We start from the raw sequence: 14,907 nt of genomic DNA, 5'->3' as shown, positions 1-14,907 counted from the left end.
GGTTGACGGGGCGCCGCACGGAGGGGTCCGCGGAGGAGGAGTCGAGAAGATGACCGTTCTGATGGTGCGTGCCACGGTGAAGCCCGAGTTCGTCGGCGAGCTGGAGGACGCGCTGCACAAGATGTTCACCGCCGTCGAGGAGGCGCGGCCCGCGGGCGTGCGTTACGCCTCGTACCGGCTGCCCGACGGCGTCACCTACCTCGCCCAGCTGGAACTCGCGGACGGGATCGAGAACCCGCTGCCCGCGATCGCGGAGTTCCGCGAGTTCCAGGCGGGCCTGAAGAAGTGGCTGGCCGGGCCGCCCGCCGCCGAGCACCTGGAGGTCAGGGGCGCGTACACGGGCTGACCGCGCCACGCGGTGTCATCCTGCGGGGATGACGGCATCCAGCGCGGCGGGCGGCGGGTACTCCGGTACTCCGCTCGCCCGGAAGATCGGCATCAAGGCGGGGCACCGGGTACGGCTGGCCCACGGGCCGCGGGACTGGCAGATTCCCGGGCTGCCCGAGGACTGCGAGGTCGGGGACGGCGGCCCGAAGGGGGCGGACGTCACCGTCGCCTTCTTCCGGGAGCGTGCCGAACTGGCGGCACAGGCGGCCGGGTTGGTCACGGACCTGTCCGACGAGGCCATGCTCTGGATCGCCTGGCCCCGCCGCGCGGCCGGGCACCGCAGCGACATCACGGAGAACGATCTGCGGGACCTCTTCCTGCCCCTCGGTGTCGTCGACGTGAAGGTGGCGGCCCTGGGGGAGGACTGGTCGGGGCTGAAATTCGTCCGTCGCAAGGAGAATCGGCGCTCCTGATCATGGACGTATGCGCGTAGACCAGGACGTACGCGCGGCATACGTGACGGCGTACGTGAGGGGTCATTCCGGTGAACGGCTAGCATCGCGGCACAGTTGTCGGCCGGGATGGGGTGGGTGTCGTGTCACAGACGGAGGAGGGGCCACGGATCGCCGTTGCCGTGGTGACCATGGGCAACCGGCCCGTCGAGGTCGACGCACTGCTCACCTCCGTGGCCAAGCAGGACGTGGCACCCACCCGGATCGTGATCGTCGGCAACGGCTGCCCGCTGCCCGAGTTCGCCGAACGCCTCGGCCTGCCGGGTGAGGTGACCGCCGTCGAACTGGACGACAACCTCGGCTGCCCCGGTGGCCGGAATGTCGGCCTGAGCCGACTCCGTGAGTTCGGGGACGTGGACGTCGTCGTCGAGCTCGACGACGACGGGCTGCTCATCGACGGCGACGTGCTGCGCAAGGTGCGCGACCTGTACGCGGCCCGGCCGCGGCTCGGCATCGTCGGCTTCCGCATCGCCGACGAGCTCGGGGAGACACAGCGCCGCCATGTGCCGAGGGTCGGGGCCAAGGACCCGATGCGCGGCGGACCGGTCACCGGCTTCCTCGGAGGCGGCCACGCGCTGTCCATGCCGATGCTCGCCGAGACCGGGGACTGGCCCGCAGAGTTCTTCTTCGCTCACGAGGAGACCGACCTCGCCTGGCGGGCCATAGACGCCGGCTGGACCGTGCTGTACGAGCCCGAACTGCTCCTCCAGCACCCCAAGACCTCGCCCGCCCGGCACGCCATCTACTACCGGGTGACCGCCCGCAACCGGGTCTGGCTCACCCGCCGCCGGCTGCCCCTGGCGCTGATCCCGCTGCACCTGGGGATCTGGATCGTGCTCACGCTGCTGCGGACGCGGTCCGTCGGCGGGCTGAGGGCCTGGTTCGGCGGATTCGCCGAGGGGTTGCGGCAGTCCGGTGGAGAGCGGCGTCCGATGCGCTGGCGGACCGTGTGGCGGCTGACCCGTCTCGGGCGCCCGCCGGTCATCTGAACCCCGGCTCACCGATCCTGTGCGGACGGAGGCCCCGGTCGATCACCTCGCGACCGGGGCCTCTCACGTCCCCGGATCCGGCCGCGGCGGCGACACTCCCCCGAGTTACGCGTAGTACGCGCGCACCGTCGGGCCAGATCCGATGGACTGATCACATCAGGCCGCGCCAACGGATCGCTAACATGAGGCCAACGGTTCCCGTGGGAACGATCAGTCGGTCGGCGTGAACTCGCCCCGGGAGGGCGGGAAACCGCCGTGGTGCGCGGCCGGAGCGGCCGGGCGGAAAGGCAGTGGGGCGGCGAGATGCGGAACGGGCTGCGGTTCGGGCTGCTGGGGCCGCCGGTCCTGTACGGCGCCGACGGCGAGGTCGGCTCGATCGGCAGCGGCAAGACGCGCGCCCTGCTGGCCGCACTGCTCCTCGAACCGGGCCGGGTCGTCTCCGTCGACGTGCTCAAGGACGCGCTGTGGGGCGGGGCACCGCCCGCCTCCGCCCAGGCGTCCCTGCAGAACCATGTGACCCGGCTGCGTCGCCTCCTCGACGATCCGGAACGGCTGCGCGCGGTACCTCCGGGGTACGTCCTGCGGGTCGGCGAGGGCGAGTTGGACGTCCGCGTCTTCGAACGGCACGCCACCGTCGCGCGCGACGCGCACGCCGAGCGCCACTGGGAGCGGGCGCTGCGCGAGTCCACCGCCGCGCTCGCGCTGTGGCGTGGCACCCCGCTGAGCGGTCTGCCGCCCGAGACCGGCGGACACGCCGTCGTCCAGCGTCTGGAGGAGGCCCGGCTGCTCGTCCTGGAGTGGCGGTACGAGGCGGAGCTTTACCTCGCCCCGACGGCCTCCCGGCTCGACGGGCTGGCACCGGAGCTGGCCGCTCGTACGGCCGAGCATCCGCTCCGTGAGTCGTTCCACCGGCTTCTGATGCTCGTCCTGCACCGCACCGGACGCCAGGCCGAGGCCCTCGCCGTCCACCGCGACCTGCGGGCCCGCCTGCTCGACGAACTCGGCGTCGAACCGGGCCCGGCGGTGCGCAGGGCCCACCTGGAGATCCTGCGGGACGACGACTGGACCCCGGACGAGGCCCACACCGCCGACCGGAACCCGGGCGGGGGCCGGACCCGGGTCGGCATCGGAGCCCCAGCCGGCGGCAGGGGCCTGAGCGGTGACGGGGCTCCGGCCGGGACCACGGACCGGGGCAGGAACGGCGACCGGGGCTGGGGCCGCGACCGGAACATGGACGGTGACAGCGGCAGGCCCCGGGGCAGGGACGGCGACGGGGGCAAGGACTGGCCCCGGGGCGCGGACGGCGACGGGGGCAGTGGTCGGAGCTGGGGCAGGGACGGTGACGGGAACAACGATCGGTCCCGGGGCACTGGCAGCGACGGGGACGACGACTGGTCCCGGGGCGCGGACGGGGACAGGGTCAACGGCCGGACCCGACGCACGGATGGTGAGGGGAACAGCGGCGGGACCTGGGGCGCGGACCGCGACCGGGAGAGCGACCGGAGCTGGAACGGCGACAGGGGCAGGGACGGGGACAGCAACGGCGACGGGGACAGGGGCAGGGACAGCGGCAGGGGCCGACGGGGTGGCCGGGACGGGAACGGCGGTGCGGCGGAATCCCCGGCAGGCTCCCCCCGGGGCGACCGGGGCGACCGGGGCGACCGGGGCGACCGGGGCGACCGGGGTGACCGGGGTGCGGTTTCGCCGCCCCGCCCTGCCCAACTTCCACCGCCCCCGGCGCACTTCACCGGCCGCGAAGACGCCCGCGACCGGCTGCGCCAGATCCTGGACCCGGAGTACTCCGTTCGCCTGACGCGTCCGGAGGCCCCGCCACACCCGGACGCCGGGCCCACCGGCACACCGTCCGACGCGACGCCCGCAACCGCGTCCGACGGCGCGTCCGCGTCCGCCACCGGTCCCGCGTCCGCAACCGCGCCCGGTGGTGCGCCCGGTGGCGCGACGATCGCCGGGACGGCTGCCGGACCGGCCGACGGGGCGTCCCCCGGCGGGTCAGCCGCCGACCGGTCGGCGGCCGACGCGCAGAGCGGTTCGCGCGGCCGCGCTCCCGGCGGCGACCCCGCCACCGGGATGCCCCGCGTCGCGGTGATCAGCGGGATGGCCGGTGTCGGCAAGAGCGCGCTCGCGCTGCACGTCGCCCACGGGCTGAGGGAACGATTCACCGACGGTCAGCTCTACGTCAACCTGCACGGCGCCACCCCCGGCATGACCCCGCTCACCGCCGGCCAGGCGCTCGCCGCGCTGCTGCGCGACCTGGGCGCGGAACCCCGGCGTATCCCCGAACACCCGGACGCGGCGGCGGCGTTGCTCCGTTCGATGCTCGCGCCCACCCGCACCCTCATGGTGCTGGACGACGCGGCGCACGCCGCCCAGGTGCGGCCGTTGCTGCCGGCGGGCGCGGGCTGCGCGGTGATCGTGACGAGCCGCTCGCCGCTCACCGCCCTGGACGGAGCCGACCGTTTCCCGCTGGCGCCGCTGACGGACGAGGACAGCGCGGCCCTGCTCCGCGCGGTCTCCGGCCGCCGGGACGGACTCGACGGTACGCATGCCCTCGTCGAACTCACCGGCCGGCTGCCACTCGCCCTGCGGGTCGTCGCGGCCCGCCTCGCCGCGCGCCGCGCCCTGACCCCTGACGTTCTGGCCGGTCAACTGGCAGCCACGGAAGGCCGGTTGCATCATCTGGAGTACGACGACCTGAGCGTGCGCCGTTCGCTCGCCGTCGCGCACGACGCGCTGCGCGCCTCCGATCGGGAGGCCGACCGGGACGCGGCGCTCGTCCTGTGCCGTATCGGCGCCCTCGACCTGCCCGCCTACGGAGCCACCCTCGTCGCCCGCCTCACCGGCACCGACGAACGCCGTGCCGAGGCCGCGCTCGACCGCCTCGTCGATGTCGCCCTCCTGGAGGAGACCGCCTACGGCCGCTACGCGCCGCATGACCTCGTACGGGATTTCGCCCGGGAGATAGCGGGCGCGGCGGAGTGCGTCCTCGCGACAGCGGGCGTGGGCAGGGGCGCGGGAGCTCCGGCCGCCGGGAGCGCTTCCGGGGGCGAGGCCGTCGCCGACGGCGTCGGAGACCGGGCCGCCCCGGCAGGTCACGGTGGCGATTCCGTTCCCCTCGGTCATGACGCGGTCGTCGCCGAGCGGGCTCTGCGCTGGTACGCCGGAGTCGCCGCCCGTTCCCTGGAGGCGGTCCTCGAACCCGGTCTCGACCGTGAGGACCGCAGCAGGCCGACCGCCTCGCAGCCGGCCGGGCACACGGCGGACGTCGCGGCCACGCCCCCGTTCCGTTCCGGGCGGGAGGCCTTCGCCTGGGGCGACACGGAGCTGGCGAACGTGGTCGCGTTGGCGGAGCGGTACGCGCGGACCTCGCCGTACGTTCCCCTGCTGGCCCGCATGCTCAACCCCTACGTCCAACGCAGTGGCCGGGTCGCCGAGTTGGAGGTCCTTCAGCGTGCCGCGCTCGAAGCGGCGCGGCTCCTCGGCGACGAGGCCGCGGAGGCGTTCGCGCTCGGCGACCTCGGGGGCCTGCACTTCATGACGGGCCGTGTCGGGGAGGCCCTCACCCTGAACGACGAGGCGCTCGCGATCTGGTGCCGCCTGGGGGCGGTGTCCTGCATGCGGCGGGGACTGAACAACCGGGGCATGCTCCTCGAAAGCCTCGGCCGCTACGCCGAGTCCGGTGAAGCCCTCCTTCAAAGTCTGAAGTTCTCACGGGAGTTGGGCGACCCGCACATGGAGGCCATCACCTACAGCCACCTCGGCAACCTGTACGAGCACACCGATCCACGGGCCGCCATCGACCACCACAAGCGCAGCCTCGCCATCGGCGACGCCGTGCAGGACGTGATCATCCGGCACTCCGCGCACTGCAACATCGGCTACGCCCACCTCACCCTCGGCGAACCGGCCGCCGCCGTACCGCACTTCGAGGAGAGCCTGCGCATTCTGGGCGGCCACGGCGACTGGCACGGCGAGTCGCAGACCCGGCTCGGCCTGGTGCGCGCCCTGCGTGGCGTCGGCCAGGGGGAGCGGGCCGCGCGCGAGTGCGATCTGCTGCGGTGCCGCGCCGACCGTCGCGCCGACCGCTACACCGGAGGCCTCGCCCGCCACCAGCGAGGACTGCTGCTGCGGGAACGCGGCGACGCCGAAGCGGCGTACCAGGAGTGGACGTCGGCGCTGGAGGCCCTGGAGGAGACGGACAGTCCGGTGACGGGCGAACTCCGAAAGCTGCTGTCGAAGTAGTGCCTTCGCAGGCGCCGACCGCCCCACCGAAGGGCGTTGGGCCTGCGCCGATGTCGACGCCGACCTGATGTGCCGTCCCGCGGAGGGTGTCGCCAGGCTGCGAAACCTGCGGAAGCCGGCGAGGACGAGGGAGACCGGGTGGACGCGCTACTTGGCGTCCGCGTAGCACCGTACGACCGCCGTCGTGAACGGAAACCGCACCGGCGTCTCCCCGAAGGTGAGGCGGCCCGCGAGTTCGGCCGCGTCGCGGATGGCGGCCACCACGGTGTCGGCCTCCTCGGCGGGGCAGTGCACGATCACTTCGTCGTGCTGGAAGAAGACCAGTTCGGCGGCGAGCCGGGAGCAGGTGCGGCGCAGTGCCGCCAGCACGAGCAGGGCCCAGTCGGCGGCACTGCCCTGCACGACGAAGTTGCGCGCGAACCGGCCGCGGGCGCGGGAGTCGGAGGAGGCGTACCCCGGCACCCAGCCCTGGTCGACGGCGGTGTCGACGGGTTCGTCCTGCGGGATGCCCGCCTCCTCCCCACTGCCGTCGCCGGCCCCGGCCGCCGGAGGGCAGGTCCGCCCCAGCCAGGTCCGCACGAGGCGCCCCTCCTCGCCCGCGCGGGCCGCGTCGTCGACGTAGGCCACGGCCTGGGGAAAGCGGCGGCGGAGCAGGGCGAGGTTCTTCAGTCCGTCGCCGGACGTCTGGCCGTAGACGGCGCCGAGCACGGCGAGTTTGGCCTGCGCGCGGTCGCCGGAGAAGGCCCGGTCCGACACCGCCTGGTAGAGGTCGCTCTCCCGGCCCGCGACCTCCATCAGACCGGGGTCGCGGGAGATGGCCGCGAGGACGCGGGGCTCCATCTGGTCGGCGTCGGCGACGACCAGCCGCCAGCCCGGGTCGGCGACGACGGCACGCCGGATCACCTTGGGGATCTGGAGGGCGCCGCCGCCGTTCGTCACCCAGCGTCCGGTGACCGTCCCGCCCGGTAGGTACTCGGGCCGGAACCGTCCGTCGCGCACCCAGTCCTGGAGCCAGGACCAGCCGTGGGCGACCCAGATCCTGTACAGCTTCTTGTACTCCAGGAGCGGCTTCACGGCCGGATGGTCGATCGACTCGATCTCCCACCGCCGGGTCGACTTGACCTTGATCCCGGCCTGCGCGAACGCCTTGACGACGTCGGCCGGCAGATCGGGTCTGACCCGTCTCCCGAAGGCGGCGGACACCTCCTCGGTGAGCTCGGCGAGGCGCCGGGGCTCACCGCCTCCGGTGTACCGCTCGCCGAGCAGTTCGTGCAGCACGTCCCGGTGGACGTCCGCGCTCCACGGCAGTCCCGACTGGTTCATCTCGGCGGCGACCAGCATCCCCGCGGACTCGGAGGCGGTCAGCAGCCGCATCCGCTCCGGACGCGCGGTCGTGTCGTGGCGGCGCTGCTGGTCGGCGTAGACCGTGAGGAGATCCGACAGGGGCAGGTGCACCGGGCGCGGTTCGAAGAGGGAGGACTGCGAACCGGGTTCGGCGGAACGCTGTGGCGGGTCCGGCCGCACGGGGCCGCCGCGCAGTCTCGCCAGCGCGGCGGCCGCCGACCGGGGCTCGCCGAGCCGCCCCTCGTGTCCGAGCAACAGGGTCTCGGCGGCCTCCATGTCGTAACACCGCTCCACTCGCACCCCCGTGGCGAGCAGGCGCGGGTAGACATCGGCCGTCGACCGCCACACCCACCGGCTCACGTCCGGCCGCGTCCGCACGGCCTCCGCGAGGTCCGCCTCCCGGCGCACCGGTCCCGTGGGCAGCCCGTCCGGGCCGAGGGCGGCGATCTCCGCACCACCGTCCTCGGCCGGCGCGAGAGCCCAGCGCTCGGTCATGCTTCCGAGTCTCGCAGGAGGGTCTGACAATGGCCGCGGACACGACGCGCGGGGCTCGGCGGTGGCTCGGATCCCGTGTCTCCCGAGCCCTGCCGATCCGTCCGCTCCTGAGCCCCGCCGATCCGTCGGCGGATGCCTCTACTCGTCCTCGGCCTTCTGCTGTCCCCCCGCCGCGACGACCTCCAGCACGCGGGCGAGGTAGGCCTCCGCCACCGTCTTGTCGATGCCGATGCCGCTGAGGACGCCGTCGCCGTTCTCGTACTCCAGGAGGGCCAGGAGGATGTGTTCGGTGCCGACGTAGTTGTGGCCGAGGCGGAGGGCCTCGCGGAAGGTGAGTTCCAGGACCTTCTTGGCGGCGGGGCCGTACGGGATGAGTTCCGGGACCTGCTCGGCCGCCGGCGGGAGCGCCGCGGCTGCGGCCGCGCGGACGGCGTCCAGGGTCACGCCCTGCGCGGTGACCGCCTTCGCGGCGAGCCCCTCGGGCTCGGAGAGGAGGCCGAGGACGAGGTGCTCGGGGAGTCCCTCCGTGTTGCCCGCGGCCTTCGCCTCGTTGTGCGCGGCCATGACCGCGTTCCGGGCGCGGGGCGTGTAGCGGCCGAACCCCTGGCTGGGGTCGAGGTCCACCTCCGCCTTCGGCACGAACCGCTTCTGCGCGGCCTGCCGGGTGACGCCCATGCTCCTGCCGATGTCCGTCCAGGACGCTCCGGAACGTCGTGCCTGGTCCACGAAGTGCCCGATCAGATGGTCGGCCACGTCGCCCAGGTGATCGGCCGCGATCACCGCGTCCTGGAGCTGGTCGAGCGCGTCGCTGTGCGCCTTCTTGATGGCCTCGATGAGGTCGTCGAGACGCACGGATGCCTTGCCGGATGGATTCGTCGTCATGTGTCAACGTTAGGTTGACAGTCCGGGACTGTCAACCCGAAGTTGACATCTGGCCGTCGCGTGAGGCGCACGTGAGGCATCGGTGGGGCACCCGCGAAGCATCGGCGGGGCACCAGTAGGGCGTGGGGAGGACGGGGCGGGTGGGTGCCGGGCGGCTGCGGGGGAGGGTTCCTGTCGTCCCCGGTTCGACGGTCGACGCACTGTCCACAGGGTGTGGACGAGTCGACGGCTTCGGCATCGGGCCGTACTTCGGCCCAGGCCGGCCCGTGACACGATCGGGGGATGAGTACGTCCAGCACCGTGGAGCGCGCCTTCGGGGCCGCCCTCTACGCCGACTCCCACACGGCCCTCGACACCGGCGCCTCCCTGCTCGCCGCCGACCCGGCCTCCGACGCCGAACTCGCCCGGCGTGGCGAGGAGTTCGTCGCGGCGGCCTGGCGTCGCGGCTGGCAGCCCGCCGATGTCGTACGGATCGTGCGGCGCGACCTGGACGACGTACACGTACGCCTGGTGACGTCCTTGATCCTCCAGGAGCGGGACGGCGACCGCGCGTCCCGGGGTGCGCGCTGGGCAGCTCAGCTCGACGAGCTGGAGGCCGACCCCCACGACGTCCGCACCGACCGTTTCTCCCACGCCACGGCCGTCCTGGAGCTCTACCGTCTGCTCCTGCGCCTGCCCTCCATCGAACCGCTGGATCCGCCGAGGGCGCCGGCCACGGCGGCCGCCCCTCAGGAGACGCGCATGCTCACCCGCATCCGCGCCCTGCTGGCGAAGGCGGAGGCGACCGGGTTCCCGGAGGAGGCGGAGGCGCTCAGTGCCAAGGCGCAGGAGCTGATGGCGCGGCACAGCATCGACGAGGCGCTGCTCGCCGCCCGTACCCACGCGAAGGACGCGCCCGGCGCCTGCCGGATCGGCGTCGAGCCACCGTACGAGACGGCCAAGGCGGTGCTCCTGGACGCGGTGGCGGGAGCGAACCGCTGCCGGGCCGTCTGGAACGACGCCCTCTGCTTCTCGACCGTGGTCGGTTTCGAACCCGACCTGGAGGTGGTCGAACTCCTCTACACCTCGCTTCTCGTGCAGGCCACGGCGGCGATGACGAAGGCGGAGGCGGCGCAGCGGGCAGGCGGCCGCAAGCGCACGAAGACCTTCCGGCAGTCGTTCCTCGCCGCGTACGCGCACCGGATCGGCGACCGGCTCGCGTCGGTCGCCGAGGGCCAGGTGACCGCCACGGAGGGGGAGTTGCTGCCGGTGCTCGCGGCCCGTGACGTGGCGGTCGCGGACCACCTGGACCAGATGTTCCCGGAGACCGTCACGACCCGGATGCGCGGGGTCACCGACGAGGCCGGATGGCACGAGGGTGCCGCGGCGGCGGACCGGGCCCAGGTCCGGGGCAGGCGCCCGCTTCCGTAGGAGACCGGTTGTCGCCGGAAGCGCCCGGCCGCTTCCGTAGGCGTCCTGCGGTTGTTGTGGGCGCCCGGCCGTTTCCGTAGGTGTTCGGCGGCTCCTGTGGGAATTTGAGGCCGCTCCTCCAGGAGTCCCGCCCCTCCCGTGCAGGAGTCCCGCCCCTCCCGTGCAGGAGTCCCGCCCCTCCCGTGGAGGTCCGGCAGGGCGCCCGCGCGTCAGTCGCCCGCGTGCTGGAACGGCGTCACCGAGGCGTTCGGTTCGATCGCCGAGCCCTTGCCCGCGACCGGACCGTACGACCACGGGAAGCTCTGTGTGGTGTCGGCGCCGGGCAGGCCGATCTTCAGCGTCTTCACGGCGAGGGTTTTGGTGTCGCCCGCCGCACCCCCTACGTAGGTGATGGTGAAGGAAGCGGTGTCGCCCTTGGCGAGGGTCAGCTGCTCCGGTGCCGCGGACGTGTCCGCGGGGATGTCCGCCGAGGTGCCGCCCGCCTGAACGGACAGCCCGGGGAAGCCCTTCAGGGTGCACTGGGTGCCCTTGTTGGTGAGGGTGACCGGGATGTTGCCGGTGTCCCCGGCGGCCGTGGCGGCGTTCGCGGGACCGACCTGGATGCCGGTGTCACCGATCACGCAGGCCGCGACGGCGGGCTTCTTCGCGGAGCCGGACGCGTCACCGGATTTCCCGGAACTGCTGGAGTCGCCGGAGCCGCCGCCGTCGCAGGAGGTCAGAGCGAGGGCCGCCGCGAGGACGGTGACGGCGATGGGCAGAGCGCGCATGGGTTCCCCTGGGAGTCGTGATGATGTGCATGGATCATCACGCACACGGTTACACCGGAGTCGCGCGCCCCTGGCCGTTCACCCGCCCGGGACCGATATCGCCCGCTATTGTCCGCGGACCTTCCCCGCGCTGTCGGAACGGACCGACGGCAGCGACTGTCTGAACGGACCGTCGGAGGGCACTGACGGATCACCTCGACGGGAATGTCCCGACACGAGGGGAAGACCGGGCGCCGGAGCTCGTGCGGCTCGTCGGATCAGGAGCCCAGGCCCGCCGTGGGCAGGCCCGTGGGGAGCTTCCCGCCCTCGCTCTTGGTGTACGTCTCCTTGCCGAGGCCGCCCTGCCAGGTGACCTTCAGCGTCGTACCGCTGACGGAGTCGACCATGCCGACGGCGCGCTTCTTGCTGCCGTCCGTGCAGGAGAGGCGGATCATCTGCATGCTCGCCTCGTCGGTCGAGGTGCCGCTGCACACGGTGCCGCCGGTCGCGAAGAGGCCCGCCTGCTTGCCGTTGATCATCAGGACCACGGCCTTGCCGCCCGCGGTGGTCAGCCAGCTGCCCTGGAGTTTGCCGCCCGCCGAGGGCGTACTCCCGGAGCCGCCGCCCGTACCCGCGCCACCCGTTCCGGTGGCGTCCGTGGCGGACGCGCTCGGGCTCGCGGACGCGTTCCCGGAGTCGGTGCTCCCGCTGCTGCACCCGGTCAGCGCGAGCGCCGCCGCCGCCAGTCCCGCGGTCGCTGCCGCGATACGCGCCCGGCGGGACGGGAAGGTCGCCGTAGTCACTGAAGCCCCCAAGGGTGGGATGGATGCGGGTCGCCCGAACGATCGCAGCAAGCTATCAGGAGGACCTGGGGACCCCCGCCGGGAATCCGGCGTGCGTTTGCTCACGGGCAACGCACCTGGGCCGATGTGCCTGGGCAATTCACCTGCGCCGGGTCAGGGGCACGAGCGCACAGGGACCCCGGGGCGTCCGTCCGCATCCCCGGGACCTGGACGGGCCATGTGCCGCCGGACGCCGGGACGATGTTCCTCCCTTCCCCCAGCCGGCGCCATAGGTAGGAGATTCCCTACAGTTGACGCGTAGGTAATTCCCTACCTATGCTGCGGCGCATGAACATCACCCACGCCTCCTTCGTCACGCTCCCCGTCGCCGACCAGGACCGGGCCCTTCGCTTCTACACGGAGATCCTCGGCTTCGAGGTCACCGCCGACCTGGCCATGCCGCCCGGCCGGTGGCTCCAGGTGGCGCCCGAGGGGGCGCAGACGGTCTTCACCCTCTCGGGTCCGGGCATGGGGAGTTTCACGCCCGGCGAGACCCGGGGGATCATGTTGGTCACGACCGATGTCGACGCCGACTGTGCGCGGCTCACCGCCGCCGGTGTCGCGGTGGAGGGTCCCGACGACCTCCCCTGGGGCCGCATGGCCTCGTTCCGCGACCCGGACGGCAACGGTCTGATGCTGATCACGGAGAAGGCCCAGGAGACGGCCTCGGAGTAGGAGCGAAGGGTGCTGAGCTCGCCATGACGGGAACGGGAGCTGGGACCCGGGCCGGAACCGGAACGGGGATCGGGACCGGGACCGGAACGGGGATCGGGACCGGAACGGAGACCGGGGCCGGAACGGGGATCGGGGCCGGTCCGAAAGCCGGGGCCGGGGCCGGTCCCGGGGGCGAGGCCCATGAGGACCAGCTCTTCGCCGCGCTCGCCAACGCCACCCGTCGCGAGGTGCTCCGGCTGCTGCGCGAGCGGGGGCCCCAGCCCGTCCAGGCGCTGGCCGACCACTTCGCCATGCGGCGCCCCAGCCTCTCGGAACACCTCAAGGTGCTCCGGGAGGCCGGACTCGTGTCCGAGGAGCGCGCGGGCCGGCAGCGCATCTACCGCCTGGAGGCCGCCCCGCTCGCCGACGTCCAGGACTGGCTGCATCCGTACGAGCGGTTCTGGCGGGACAGTCTGAAGGGTCTCGGTGATCTCCTGGACCGCATGCCCGACGATGCCGAGACATGAACCCCGATCCGCACGGCGTGAACCCTGGCCCACGGGACCCGAACCCCGGCCAGCAGGAGGCGAATTCCGGTCCGCAGGGCATGCGTCCTGGCCCGCGGCACCCGAACCCCGGCCCGCAGGAGGCGAATTCCGGTCCGCGTGGCGTGAACCCTGCCCCGCAGGACCCGAACTCCGGTCCCGGCGACGACCTCACGGCCATCCATGTCGACCAGTTCCTGCCGCATCCGCCCGCCAAGGTCTGGCGTGCGCTCACCGAGCCCGGACTGCTCGCGCAGTGGCAGATGCCGGGGTCCGAGGACTTCCGGCTCGAAGTCGGCCACCGGTACACGCTGACGGCGGTCCCGCGCCCCAACTCGAACTTCTCCGGCACCGTTGACGTGCGCGTTCTCGCCTACGAACCAGGGCGGATGCTGAGCGTCCGGTGGGCGGACGCGGACGCGGCCCGTCCTGCGGACTGGACCATTACCTGGACACTGGAACAGGAAGGGCGCGGTACGCGTCTCTTCCTAGTACACGAGGGATTCGATCCGGACGATCCCGCACAGATGATGGCGCGGAAGATCATGGACGGGGGCTGGAGATCGCATGTGCTGCGTTCTCTGGGGAATGCGCTGGACCGGATGTAGTTCGTCCCGCAGTCCGGTGAGCTGCAGGCCGTAGTCGGGCGAACGACAGCCGGTAGTCAAGGACCGGTAAAAGCTGTAACCGCAGGACCACCCCGCGTGCACGTGCATCTGCCCATGCATCTGCACATGAACAGAGCTATGATCCGAGTCAGTTGACTACTGCATCTATGGCCACCTCAGCCACTGCACGACCGGGGAGCGACCTGTGGACCACGACGTGTTCGACGTGGATGACGTGTACAACGGTATGGCTGAATTCGTGTACAACGGCATGGCTGCGACCGAGCTGGACGGCGTCGCCTGGCAGAAGAGCCGGCACAGCAACTCGCAAGGTTCCTGCGTGGAGTTCGCGCGACTGCCCGGCGGCGACGTGGCCGTGCGGAACTCGCGGTTCCCCGAGGGTCCCGCGCTCGTCTACACACGCGCCGAGATCGAAGCGATGCTGCTGGGCATCAAGGACGGCGAGTTCGATCACCTGATCGCGGGCTGACGGACGCGTTCGCAAGCCGTCCGGAACGGGCCGGTCACGGGAGAGCCGGTCACCGAAGGGGTTGAGCACGGCACGGACGGCAACAACCAAGGGTGATGGTCACGCCGCGTTCCGTAACGCGCGTAGAACCGCGGCGCCAAAAGGCGCCGCGGTTCGTCATTCGGGGGAGAGCGGAGCCGCCCCCGGTTGCGAGCCCAGCCGGAACAGCGCCCATACGACCTTGCCGCTGAGCGTTCCCGCGAGCGGGTGCCAGCCCCAGCTGTCCGAGAACGAGTCGACCAGGAAGAGGCCGCGCCCCGACTCCGCCGCGAAGTCGTCCGAGTCGCCGGCGACGGGACTGTCGTGGCTGGGGTCGCGCACCGCGCACACCAGACGTGAGGTCCACCGCATCAAGTGCAGCCGTACGGGCGGCCCTTGGTCGTCCTTGCGGGGCGTGTCCGAGGGCAGCGCGTGCCGCAGGGCGTTGGTGACGAGCTCGGAGACCACCAGGCAGACATCGTCGAAACGGTCGCCTATCTCCCACTGGTCCAGCGTTCCGCGGGTGAACTGCCGGGCCTCGCGCACCGCTTCGTAGCGGGCGGGCAAGGCGCACGAAGCGGCGCTGGACACGGCCGCGGGATCGAGAGGCGGAAGTCCCTGCCGTAAGGGTTCGAGCATGGTCGATCCATTCGTCCCCATGCGAGGCACTCCCGGGTGTTCGCGGTCGTTGCGATGCAGCGGTGGCGCGGGGACCATGGTTCCGAATGCGTACAGCAGATGCAAGGGCAGATGCACGTGCACGCGCCCGAATTGGACCTTCCTCT

General features: G+C 72.4%; 14 protein-coding genes. 9 read left to right on the top strand and 5 right to left on the bottom strand.

Annotation, left to right across the window (positions count from 1 at the left end; translation table 11 throughout):
* Window positions 1–49: 49 nt before the first annotated feature.
* From ACIQRL_RS07445 to ACIQRL_RS07430, 4 genes are all read left to right on the top strand, one after another.
* On the top strand, window positions 50–346 hold the full coding sequence (locus ACIQRL_RS07445; protein WP_401328379.1) for a hypothetical protein: 297 nt from the start codon (window positions 50–52) through the stop codon (window positions 344–346).
* Between the two features lie 28 nt (window positions 347–374).
* Window positions 375–800 (top strand): DUF3052 domain-containing protein, encoded by a 426-nt coding sequence (locus ACIQRL_RS07440; RefSeq protein WP_401328376.1) that lies wholly within the window; start codon window positions 375–377, stop codon window positions 798–800.
* A 113-nt stretch (window positions 801–913) separates the two neighbouring features.
* Window positions 914–1,828: a glycosyltransferase family 2 protein gene (locus ACIQRL_RS07435; protein ID WP_401328373.1), complete on the top strand. Its 915-nt coding sequence runs from the start codon at window positions 914–916 to the stop codon at window positions 1,826–1,828.
* Between the two features lie 303 nt (window positions 1,829–2,131).
* On the top strand, window positions 2,132–6,088 hold the full coding sequence (locus ACIQRL_RS07430; protein ID WP_401328370.1) for a BTAD domain-containing putative transcriptional regulator: 3,957 nt from the start codon (window positions 2,132–2,134) through the stop codon (window positions 6,086–6,088).
* A 147-nt stretch (window positions 6,089–6,235) separates the two neighbouring features.
* On the opposite strand, the gene ACIQRL_RS07425 is transcribed toward ACIQRL_RS07430, so the two are convergent.
* Together ACIQRL_RS07425 and ACIQRL_RS07420 are read right to left on the bottom strand one after the other, a co-directional pair.
* On the bottom strand, window positions 6,236–7,927 hold the full coding sequence (locus ACIQRL_RS07425) for a bifunctional 3'-5' exonuclease/DNA polymerase (protein WP_401328368.1): 1,692 nt from the start codon (window positions 7,925–7,927) through the stop codon (window positions 6,236–6,238).
* Window positions 7,928–8,065: 138 nt separating this feature from the next.
* Window positions 8,066–8,809 carry a Clp protease N-terminal domain-containing protein gene (locus ACIQRL_RS07420; protein ID WP_401328366.1) on the bottom strand — a complete coding sequence of 248 codons (744 nt, stop codon included), beginning with the start codon at window positions 8,807–8,809 and terminating at the stop codon, window positions 8,066–8,068.
* Window positions 8,810–9,091: 282 nt separating this feature from the next.
* Between ACIQRL_RS07420 and ACIQRL_RS07415 the strand changes: the two genes are divergently transcribed.
* A complete protein-coding gene (locus ACIQRL_RS07415) occupies window positions 9,092–10,219 on the top strand; it encodes a DUF2786 domain-containing protein (RefSeq protein ID WP_401328363.1) in 1,128 nt (375 codons plus the stop codon).
* A gap of 209 nt (window positions 10,220–10,428) precedes the next feature.
* Here ACIQRL_RS07415 and ACIQRL_RS07410 read toward each other — a convergent pair whose 3' ends face one another.
* Together ACIQRL_RS07410 and ACIQRL_RS07405 are read right to left on the bottom strand one after the other, a co-directional pair.
* On the bottom strand, window positions 10,429–10,986 hold the full coding sequence (locus ACIQRL_RS07410; protein ID WP_401328361.1) for a DUF4232 domain-containing protein: 558 nt from the start codon (window positions 10,984–10,986) through the stop codon (window positions 10,429–10,431).
* A gap of 257 nt (window positions 10,987–11,243) precedes the next feature.
* Window positions 11,244–11,768 carry a hypothetical protein gene (locus ACIQRL_RS07405; RefSeq protein ID WP_401328359.1) on the bottom strand — a complete coding sequence of 175 codons (525 nt, stop codon included), beginning with the start codon at window positions 11,766–11,768 and terminating at the stop codon, window positions 11,244–11,246.
* Between the two features lie 327 nt (window positions 11,769–12,095).
* Between ACIQRL_RS07405 and ACIQRL_RS07400 the strand changes: the two genes are divergently transcribed.
* From ACIQRL_RS07400 to ACIQRL_RS07385, 4 genes are all read left to right on the top strand, one after another.
* A complete protein-coding gene (locus tag ACIQRL_RS07400) occupies window positions 12,096–12,482 on the top strand; it encodes a VOC family protein (protein WP_401328357.1) in 387 nt (128 codons plus the stop codon).
* Between the two features lie 128 nt (window positions 12,483–12,610).
* A complete protein-coding gene (locus ACIQRL_RS07395) occupies window positions 12,611–12,988 on the top strand; it encodes an ArsR/SmtB family transcription factor (protein ID WP_401329519.1) in 378 nt (125 codons plus the stop codon).
* A 143-nt stretch (window positions 12,989–13,131) separates the two neighbouring features.
* On the top strand, window positions 13,132–13,614 hold the full coding sequence (locus ACIQRL_RS07390) for an SRPBCC domain-containing protein (RefSeq protein ID WP_401328354.1): 483 nt from the start codon (window positions 13,132–13,134) through the stop codon (window positions 13,612–13,614).
* Window positions 13,615–13,819: 205 nt separating this feature from the next.
* Window positions 13,820–14,104, top strand: coding sequence for a DUF397 domain-containing protein (locus tag ACIQRL_RS07385; RefSeq protein ID WP_103552684.1), 285 nt, complete (start codon window positions 13,820–13,822; stop codon window positions 14,102–14,104).
* A 156-nt stretch (window positions 14,105–14,260) separates the two neighbouring features.
* Here the strand turns inward: ACIQRL_RS07385 and ACIQRL_RS07380 are convergent, their stop codons facing one another.
* Window positions 14,261–14,782, bottom strand: a complete 522-nt coding sequence (locus tag ACIQRL_RS07380) for an ATP-binding protein (RefSeq protein ID WP_401328351.1) — start codon at window positions 14,780–14,782, stop codon at window positions 14,261–14,263.
* Between the last annotated feature and the right edge of the window lie 125 nt (window positions 14,783–14,907).

It is taken from the genome of Streptomyces sp. NPDC091209, assembly GCF_044757755.1.
Taxonomy (GTDB): domain Bacteria; phylum Actinomycetota; class Actinomycetes; order Streptomycetales; family Streptomycetaceae; genus Streptomyces.
This window is presented reverse-complemented; position numbering and strand designations above follow the sequence as displayed.